Genomic DNA, 10,532 nt, shown 5'->3' on the forward strand with positions numbered 1-10,532 from the left:
ATGAAAAAAAATATAATAACCATAGTAGTAATTCTAGGAGCATTAGCAGCCATAGCCTATGTTTTGGTAGGAAACAAAAAAGAAAATAAAGCAAAAACAGATATTGTTGCCGAGAAAAATGCTGCCGTTTCAGTAAAAATTGAAACCGTGAAAACCCAAGAGGTTTCGCTAGATTTTGAATCCAATGGAAGTTTTGAACCTACCCAAGAGTTGACTTTCTCTGCCGAGAAATCAGGAAAAGTGGTGCGTGTTTTGGCCAAGGAAGGCGATTATGTTTCCGTGGGACAAACACTAGCAATTGTACGAAGTGATGTTATTGATGTTAATGCTCAAACGGCAAATTCATCCTATCAAAATGCCGCTGCAGATTACAGTAGATACGAAAACGCATACAAAACCGGCGGTGTTACCAAGCAACAATTAGACCAAGCGAGATTAGCAATGGTCAATGCCAAAGCGCAGTTAACGCAAGCCAATATCAATGTTGGTGATACCAGAATCAAAGCGCCAATAAGTGGTTTTATCAACAAAAAATACATCGAGCCAGGTTCTATTTTGGCAGGAATGCCAGCAACAGCATTATTTGATATCGTAAACGTTTCCAAACTTAAATTGAAAGTTACCGTAAATGAGACTCAAGTGGCTAGCTTAAAGGTAGGAACAGCAATCAAAGTAACCGCAAGTGTATATCCAGACCAATCTTTTTCAGGAAAAATCACTTTTATTGCTGCCAAAGCGGACGCAAGTTTGAACTTTCCAGTGGAAATAGAAATCGCTAATAACACCGCAAATGATTTGAAAGCCGGAATGTATGGTACCGCAAAATTTGCTTCGAATAAACAAAAAGAATCCCTGATGATTGTTCCTAGAAATGCCTTTGTGGGCAGCGTGAGCAGCAACCAAATATTTGTTATTGAAAATGGAGCTGCTAAACTAAAAACAGTAGTTGCAGGACGAATTTTAGGAGACAAAGTAGAAATTCTAAACGGTCTATCCGATGGTGAAACGGTAATTGTTACCGGACAAATCAACTTGCAAGACGGAAGCAAAGTGGAAATTATCAAATAGGTTTTTACTGTAAACCTTAAATATAAAAATATATGAAATTAGCTGAAATATCCATAAAACGTCCCTCGTTAGTTATTGTATTGTTTGCAATTCTAATACTTGGTGGACTGTTTAGTTATAGCCAACTGGGCTACGAATTGATTCCTAAATTCGAGCAAAATGTAATTACAATTTCGACTGTTTATCCCGGTGCTTCACCAAGTGAGGTCGAAAATACGGTTACCAAAAAAGTAGAAGATGCCATCGCATCATTAGAAAATATCAAAAAAATTGATTCCAAATCCTACGAAAGTTTGTCTATCGTATCCATTTCATTGACTTCAACAGCCAATGTCGATATTTCGATGAATGATGCACAACGAAAAATAAATGCCATCATAAGCGATTTGCCAGATGATGCCAAAACGCCATCATTGTCCAAATTCTCTTTGAGTGATTTGCCTATTATGACACTTGGTGCCAATGGAAAAATGGATGAAGCTGCTTTTTATGACTTGATTGATAAAAAAATAGCGCCCGTACTTTCCAGAGTAGCAGGTGTGGCACAAGTAAGCATTATTGGCGGGCAAGAACGTGAAATTCAAGTCAATCTTGATGCAGTAAAAATGCAAGGCTACGGACTTTCGGTGCCGCAAGTACAGCAAACAATTTTGAGTTCAAATTTGGATTTTCCAACTGGTAACATTCAAACTCGAGAGCAAAAAATATTAATCCGTTTGGCTGGAAAATATAAAAATGTCGAAGAATTACGCAATTTGGTAGTTTCCTCTCAAAACGGAATTCAGGTACGTCTTGGCGATATTGCCGATGTTCAAGATACCCAAAAAATCGCTGAAAAAATCTCTCGTGTCGATCAAAAAAGCGCTATCGTTTTACAAATCGTTAAACAATCAGATGCCAATGCGGTTGCTGTAAGTGAGGAATTAGTCAAAACAATTAATAAACTAACAGCAGATTATAAAAAGAATGGTTTGCAGCTTGAAATAGCCAAAGACAGTACCATTTTTACACTCGAAGCGGCGGATTCAGTAGTGCATGATTTATTGATTGCAGTACTTTTGGTTGCCTTTGTGATGTTATTTTTCTTGCACAGTATACGTAACTCGTTGATTGTAATGGTTTCCATTCCAGCATCGTTGATTGCCACTTTTATTGGAATTTATTTAATGGGATATACCTTGAACTTAATGAGTTTATTAGGATTGTCACTTGTGGTTGGTATTTTGGTCGATGATGCCATTGTGGTACTCGAAAATATATATAGGCACATGGAAATGGGTAAAAACCGTGTTCGTGCTGCCTATGACGGAACAGCCGAAATTGGTGGAACGGTAGTATCCATTACGCTGGTTATTGTGGTGGTATTTTTGCCAATTGCTATGAGCTCTGGATTGGTTTCTAACATTATTACCCAGTTTTGCGTGACGGTTATTATTTCAACCTTATTGTCATTGGTAGCTTCGTTTACCATTATTCCTTGGTTGTCCTCTCGATATGGAAAATTAGAACACATAGAAGGTAAAAATCTTTTTGGACGAATTATCCTTGGATTCGAAAGCTATTTGACTCGTTTTATAAACTGGATTTCTGGTTTATTAACTTGGTGTTTGGATCATTATATTAAAACTATTTTAGTTGTTTTAGTCTTATTTTTTGGATCTACAATGGGACTTGTTGGTGGTGGATTTATAGGGGGAGAATTCTTTGCCGCATCAGATAGTGGAGAATTTTTGGTTCAAATAGAAATGCCAAAAGACGCCTCATTAGAACAAACCAACTTCATGACTCAAAAAGCAGAAGCTTTCTTGAAAACACAAGAATATGTGCACAGTCAAATTACAACCGTGGGTCAAACCAGTGAAGGATTAGGAGGCTCGCAAGCAACGGCATACAAAGCCGAGATTGACGTTAAAATGATTGAACAAAAAGACCGAACCGACGGTGCATCGGTTTATGCCGCCAAAATCAAACGAAAACTAGAAAAAGTATTGGTTGGAGCCAAAGTAAAAACGGTTCCAGTAGGTATTTTAGGAACTGCTGAAAATGCTACTTTAGGTTTAGTTGTAACAGGAGCAAACGTAGAAAGTGCCATGAAGTTTGCCAAATTAGCCGAAGCTGAATTGCGCACTATCCCAGGTACAACAGAGATTAAATTAACCGTTGAAGACGGAAATCCTGAAGTTAATGTGCAAGTTGATAGAGATAAAATGGCTGCATTGGGATTAACCCTCCAAACGGTTGGTGTGACCATGCAAACGGCGTACTCTGGAAATACCGACGGTAAATTTAGAGCTGGTGAGTATGAATATGACATCAACATCAAGTACAATGCCTTTGATAGAAAAAGCATTGCTGATGTAAGTAATTTGATTTTTGTGAACGCATCTGGACAACAAATTAAATTATCCCAATTTGCGACCATTAAAGAAGGTTCAGGCCCAAGCCAGTTGGAACGTAGAGACAAATCGGCTTCGGTTACGGTACAAGGTCAAAACGTAGGTGTAGCCTCGGGAACGATTGTAACCCAATGGCAAGAAAAGCTTGATAAGTTACCCAAACCAATTGGGGTAAACTACATTTGGGCTGGTGATCAAGAAAATCAAAGTGAAGGTTTTGGAACATTAGGAATTGCTTTATTAGCCGCAATTGTCTTGGTTTATTTAGTAATGGTTTCCTTGTATGACAGTTTTGTGCATCCATTTGTGGTGTTGTTTGCTATTCCGCTTTCGTTTATTGGTGCGATGTTGGCTTTGGCTTTGACCAATAATACCTTAAATATATTTACCATTCTGGGGGTTATTATGCTTATTGGTTTGGTTTGTAAAAATGCCATTATGCTTGTCGATTACACCAACCAAAGGCGTAAAGCTGGCGAAACCATTAGGACAGCATTAATTCAAGCCAATCATGCTAGGTTGCGTCCTATTTTGATGACTACAATTGCCATGGTTTTTGGGATGTTTCCTATTGCATTAGCATCAGGAGCTGGAGCCGAATGGAAAAATGGTTTGGCTTGGGTCATTATTGGAGGATTAATTTCGTCCTTATTCTTGACCTTGATTGTTGTTCCTGTAATTTACGAAATCATGGAAAAAATAATTGCCAAAGTCTCTAAAGGTGAAAAACTGGATTACGAAGCCGAAATGACGGCTACTTACAAGCACAGAGAATTAAGTGAAGATGGATTTAATCCTGAACATTAAGTAGTTTATACCACGAATTTATTTTTAGTAAAGGACTTCCAAGAAATTGGGAGTCTTTTTTTTATGAATATCAAAAATAAGTGTTATTTTTATACTTCATTTTTGTTAAAAAAGGATTTAAGTCCTTTTTTCTGATAATAAAAATGTGGTATTATTCTTTACAAAAACTGCTTATGACAAACTATATTAATCGAAAATGGAAAGCAGGTTTAAATATTGGACGTCAAAATAGTTCTCCTTATTTAGATTCCAAAAGAACGGCACTATTAAATTCAATAGCTATAAATACTACGCTATTGAGTTTCGTTCTTACCGCAACTTATTACGGTCTTGGATTTAGCAGGTTTTTTACTCCTTTGCTTGTTCTGCCTATAAGCTTATCCATCCTTTGGTGCAACAGTCATTATAAATACAAAGATGCCAAAAATATTGCCTTTTACGGGTTTTTTATAGCGGTTACTTTTTGGAGTTTTTATGTTCGGCGTTCGGGTTCGGAACTTATATATATTGTCTTGGCCTCCAGTAGCGTTTCGATATGCAAGAAAAGAAGTGGAGGATTTTTTGCCATGATTGCGTGCGCTATTTTTTATTTCATATACGTATTGTATGATAATCAAGTCCCTTTTATACCTGATCCAACCATCAATTATTTTATTATAAATACCATTTCGGCTTATATTACGGCTGGAGTAGTGTTTTTTCAAGTGATTTTGCAAGTAGATATTTCCAACCATTTTTCTAAATCATTGGATAGAAAATACGAGGAGTTAAATGCCGCTTTTGAGGAGCAAAATCGCATCAAACACCAATTAAAAATCAACAATACCGAATTGTCCGTTTTTAATGCTCGCTTGGATTTTCTGGTAAAAGAATCAAATGAGGAATTGTACTCTTACCAAACTGCAATTAATGATAATTTGTACTCGATAGTGACGGATTTGAATGGAATAATTTTAAAAATAAATGACACCTTGTTAAATGCTATTGGGTACACTCGAGAAGAGCTTGTAGGTCAGGAACTTATCAAATTAAAATCAGATAAATTACCTAGTAGGGCCTATTATGCTATGAGTAAGACTATTTTTTCGGGAAAATTATGGCGCGGTGAAACTAAAATTAGAACCAAAGAAGGGATTTGCTTCTGGGTAAACTCATCGATTTTGCCCATAGTAAATAGCGAAAATAAAGTAGTTAAATTTTTGAGTATTTTTTCGAATATTAACGACCAAAAGGAAGCCGAGAAAAAAGAGAAATTGGCTCAAATCAATCTAGCAGAAAACGAAAAGAGATTGCGTTTATTACTGGAAAATCAATTGGATATGGTTGTAATCTCGGACAATCTTAAAACAAGAAAATATGTAAATAAAGCCTTTTGTACTTTTTTTGGAAAACAAAAAGAAGAACTAATAGGAGTAGACTATAAAACTTTATACTCTGAACAGGTAATTGATTCTTACCTTAAAATATTAGATTCATTAAGTTTTGAAAACCCAAAAATTACTTCTACGGATATTATAGAAAATATTAATGGCGAAAAACGTTGGATTCAATGGAGCGAAGTCGCTTTGTTTGACTTGGACAAAAACATTACCGAAATTCTTTCGATAGGGCATGACATCACTCCCTTCAAGGAAATGGAATTTCAAAACGCCAACTATATTGCCCAATTCGAAGAGTTAGCCTTCAAGAATTCGCACAAGTTTAGAGGCCCTTTAAGCAATATTATAGGTGTTATTAATCTATATGACAGAGAGAATTATACCTACGAAGAAATAGTTGAAATGGCAACTTGGATAAAAATATCAGTCAAGGAACTCGATATTGCCTCGCATGAATTGTCTTCGTTTATCCATTTATACCATTCCGAAAACAAGAAAAAACAAGGTAATTCGTTCATAAACACTGATTTTATAAGAGCCAAAGCCATGCACTTAAACTGGAAATACAAACTCAAAAATTTCTTGGAGGGAAGTAGTAGTTTAACACACAGTCAAGTTGTATCGGCACATTTATCGGATTTAGGGAAATGGCTTTATACCGAAGGGAAATCTAAATACGGACATCTTGCTACCATGCAACAATTAGAAAAAGAAAATCGAAAAATACACGACATTGCTAGAGAGCTCCTTGAATTAAATGCGCTGGGCGAACAAGTAAAAAAAGAATCTGTTTGGCAAAAGTTACTTAAAGCTTCGGATTTTATAATTATACTTTTGGATGAATCAGAAGGAGCCGTTGTAAGCAGTATCTTGTTGAGGGCTTAATGTTTATGGTTCTACCACGAATTGTTTGGGTTTGTAGCAATTATTTATCAAATTCCCCCCACTTTTAAAATTCGTCGTAGAACCCCTGTTTATTATTCGTTTAACGCATTCCAGCCTCTTGCTTTCAAAGGAATTTTGGTATCGGCACGAGTGATTAAATGGATTCCTTCACTTTCCTGGGTCATGTGTCCAATAATGGTAAAATTAGGATTGCCTTTTATCTTTTCAAAATCATCCATTTTTATAGTGAATAGCAATTCATAATCCTCACCACCATTTATGGCCACTGTTGTCGAGTCGATATTAAATTCCTCACACACATTTATGAATTGTGGGTCAATAGGCAATTTGTCCTCATACAAGTTGCAACCCACTTGAGATTGTTTGCATAAATGAATAATTTCTGACGATAATCCGTCCGAAATGTCAATCATGGCCGTTGGTTTTATTTCCAAAGCGTGCAACAAAGTCCGTACATCTTTTCGTGCTTCTGGTTTCAATTGGCGCTCAATCAAATAGGTATAGGCGTCTAAATCTGGTTGCGAATTGGGATTGACTTGAAATACTTGTTTCTCTCTTTCTAATACCTGCAAGCCCATATACGCTGCGCCAATATCTCCAGTAACAACTAATAAATCCGTTTGACCGGCACCATTTCGATACACAATTTCATCGGCATTGGCCTCGCCAATAGCTGTAATGCTTATGATTAATCCTTTTTGAGAGGAGGTCGTGTCGCCGCCTATAACATCAACTTTATATTCATTTGCCGCATGGGTAATTCCTGCAAACAATTCCTCCAAGGCTTCGAGCGGAAATCGATTGGATACCGCCACCGAAACCGTGATTTGCGTAGCACGTGCATTCATGGCGCAAATATCCGATATGTTAACCACTACGGCTTTGTAACCCAAATGCTTCAAAGGCATGTATGCCAAGTCAAAATGTACGCCCTCAATGAGCAAATCAGTTGAAACAACGGCTTTTTTTGTTCCAAAATCCAATACTGCAGCATCATCGCCAATTCCTTTTAAAGTAGAAGGTTGGTTGATTTCGAAATTTTTTGTCAAATGGGCTATTAATCCAAATTCGCCCAATTGAGCTATGCTAGTGCGTTGTGGCGTTTTATCTTCGATCATGTTTATGCTATTGCAAGGTTAATAAGCGGCAAAGGTACGAAGAAATTTTTGGCACAAAGAACACTAAATTTTTGAGGGCATACGGCAAATTGCATTTTTTTTTAAAGTCTAAAACAAATTGTGTTTTTTAAAACCACATAAGGCATTTAAGGTCTTTTAAGTTTGTTGCATAACGTTGAATTAATTGGTTTAAAAAATAAATATTTACTATCACACTTACCGTTATTTGCTTTTTGAATTTTGTCTTTTGAAGCAAAACATAGAATTTTAAATTTTATTTGTCATTTGCTTTTTGTTTTTTTAATCAATCCTTTAGAATTAAAAAAAATTACAACCCCCATTCCATTCGCACTTCATTTTAAAATACGTATTTCTTCGTATTGTGGGCTAAAAATTGGGCTCTTATATTTGTGTAAGATTTTTATTTTTAAATTTTCGAATTTGCTAAAGGCACTTATTTTTTGATTTCTAAACCACTTTGATCTGTTTAGAAAGAGCAAATGTTGTGGCTGTTCAACTGATTTTTAGAATAAAAATTACAAATAGTAACTATTAATTTTTAAAACTAAATCATTATGAAAACCAAACAATTACTTTGCGCATTACTACTTTTTATTGGATTATCCGCCTCGGCGCAACAAGCTCCTTTTATGGTTTGTAATTCAGCAGGCACGACCTGCACGCCTTACACGGACTTGACAACGGCTTATAATGCTGCTACTGCGGGAGATTATTTATACTTGCCAGCAGGCGATTTCACGCTTGGCGTTTGGATCAATAAAGAAATCCATTTTATAGGTGCAGGATTTGACATCAATGCTTCTATAACTACTGGAATAACTAGGATTTCCGGCGATATCATTTTGCAAAGTGGGGCAAATGGAAGTTCATTCGAAGGATTTTATTTGACAGGTAATTTTAAAAATTATGGCAGTCTTAATGCCATCACTTTTGCCTATTTGAATCTCAATAGGACTGATCCTTACTACGAAGGTCAGGGTTGGACTTGGAATAATTGTGTGGTAAAAAACAGTGTGGTACGCGAATACCTATATTTGGGTAGCGGTACCTCTTATTTGGGCGAGAACAACACAATTATGAATTCTATTGTCAACAGTTTTCATTCGATGAATCATTCTACTGTTAAGAACTGCGTAGTTTCTATCCATAATACGACCAATTATTGTTTTAACAACATCAAAAATTCGGTGGTAAAAAATTGTATTATTGGCGGTCAAGGACTCAATGCTGATGCGGCAAATGTAAGTGATAATATACTTTTTTTGAACAATGCTACCGAAGCTGCTTCGGGTCAATTGATAAACGCAAAACCATTTTGTACCGAGGTAAATAATAGTTATGGCATTACAGCAACTGATACTTTTGTTACAGCTACGGGGTACACCTACAACCAAACATTTGATTATCATATAAAAGCAACCTCGGCGGCGCACAATGGCGGTGATAATGGTGCTGATATAGGAATTTATGGTGGTAGCACGCCTTGGAAAGACGGGGCGATACCAAGTAATCCACATATTTTTTTCAAAAACATCGCTAGTGCTACGGATGGAAGTGGCAATTTACCGGTACAAATCAAGGTTTCGGCTCAAAACTAATTTTCATAATTTTAAACGTATAAATTATGAAAAAGCTACAAATTTTGTTACTCATTTTTGGCGTCTGGCTCAAAACAGATGCCCAAAATATTGTCCAATATGAGTATTGGTACGATAGTAATTACGGCAGTACTACGCTGGTAAACAACAGCTCGGGGAGTACTATGGATTTGAATACCTCGTTATCGGGAACTTCTGGATTACTACCAGGATTGCATGCGGTTAATTTTCGTGCCAAAGATACCGATGGCAAGTGGAGTAGTGCCATTACGGAGCAATTTTATGCTACGGGAAATTGGAATATTGACACCTATGAATACTGGTTTGATGATGACTATGCCAATAAAATAACGAATACTGTAACGGGGACTCAAAACTATATTCTGACTTCTAATTTGAATACTTCGGCGGTGGGTTATGGCTCTCATGCTCTTAATTTTCGAGCCAAAGACAGTGCGGGAAAATGGAGTATTGTATTCAAAGAATTCTTTTTTAAGAGTATTGGTGGTGCCCAAATGAGTAATGCCGAGTATTGGATTGATAGTAATTACGCCAATAAACAGCCGCTCACGTTTACCTCTAGCAATATTGTTTTTATAAATCAAACCCTCTTGACCGCCAATCTTGACGATCAATTGCACACTTTTAATTTTAGAATGCAAGATCAAGCGGGCAAATGGAGTGTGGTAACGAGTAGTTATTTTATGGCGCACAACCAGATTGTGGGTTATGATTATTGGTTTGATGCTGATTTTGATCACAAAAAAGCAACTGCGATAACGCCAACGGATTTGTTAACCACCGAACCCGATTTTGATACCAATGGTTTATCGGCTGGGGTTCATGTGGTCAATTTTAGAGCCAAAAGCAGCTCGGGAAAATACAGCGCTACCATAGCCCAAAATGTAACTGTTTATGTAACGCCCGTTTTTACACCAATTGCGCAATCCTGTTCGGGCGCGGTCTTAACGGCATTGCCTACAACATCTACCAATGGAATAACAGGAACTTGGTCGCCAGCATTAAATAATTTGGCAACCACTACCTATACATTTACCCCAAATGTTGGGGAATTTGCTTTAGCTACCGTTGATATGACGGTTGCCGTAGGAGCAATTACCACTTGGGATGGTACTTCTTGGGACAACGGCACGCCAACATGCACCTCCAAAGCCATCATCAACGGCAATTATTCCGAAGCTGTAAATCTCGAAGCTTGTAGCCTTGAGGTAACAGGAA

5 protein-coding genes and 1 pseudogene are annotated in these 10,532 nt (G+C 36.9%); 5 read left to right on the forward strand and 1 reads right to left on the reverse strand.

The features are described 5' to 3' along the window. The 3 genes from FNW21_RS13755 (at position 1) to FNW21_RS13765 (ending at position 6,535) form a co-directional block, all read left to right on the forward strand. Positions 1 to 1,068: an efflux RND transporter periplasmic adaptor subunit gene (locus FNW21_RS13755; protein WP_144257333.1), complete on the forward strand. Its 1,068-nt coding sequence runs from the start codon at positions 1 to 3 to the stop codon at positions 1,066 to 1,068. 32 nt (positions 1,069 to 1,100) lie between these two features. Further along, positions 1,101 to 4,271 carry an efflux RND transporter permease subunit gene (locus FNW21_RS13760; RefSeq protein ID WP_144257334.1) on the forward strand — a complete coding sequence of 1,057 codons (3,171 nt, stop codon included), beginning with the start codon at positions 1,101 to 1,103 and terminating at the stop codon, positions 4,269 to 4,271. Positions 4,272 to 4,444: 173 nt separating this feature from the next. Further along, entirely contained in the window at positions 4,445 to 6,535 is a 2,091-nt protein-coding gene (locus FNW21_RS13765) for a PAS domain S-box protein (protein ID WP_185963936.1), read from the forward strand. Between the two features lie 92 nt (positions 6,536 to 6,627). Here FNW21_RS13765 and thiL read toward each other — a convergent pair whose 3' ends face one another. Continuing rightward, positions 6,628 to 7,674: a thiamine-phosphate kinase gene (gene thiL, locus FNW21_RS13770; protein ID WP_144257336.1), complete on the reverse strand. Its 1,047-nt coding sequence runs from the start codon at positions 7,672 to 7,674 to the stop codon at positions 6,628 to 6,630. Positions 7,675 to 8,249: 575 nt separating this feature from the next. On the opposite strand from thiL, the gene FNW21_RS13775 reads away from it, so the two are divergent. Both FNW21_RS13775 and FNW21_RS13780 read left to right on the forward strand, forming a co-directional pair. Further along, positions 8,250 to 9,293 carry a hypothetical protein gene (locus tag FNW21_RS13775; RefSeq protein WP_144257337.1) on the forward strand — a complete coding sequence of 348 codons (1,044 nt, stop codon included), beginning with the start codon at positions 8,250 to 8,252 and terminating at the stop codon, positions 9,291 to 9,293. 26 nt (positions 9,294 to 9,319) lie between these two features. After that, positions 9,320 to 10,532 (forward strand): annotated as a pseudogene (locus FNW21_RS13780) (hypothetical protein); the annotation flags it as partial.

Source organism: Flavobacterium restrictum (genome assembly GCF_007097245.1).
Classification (GTDB): domain Bacteria; phylum Bacteroidota; class Bacteroidia; order Flavobacteriales; family Flavobacteriaceae; genus Flavobacterium; species Flavobacterium restrictum.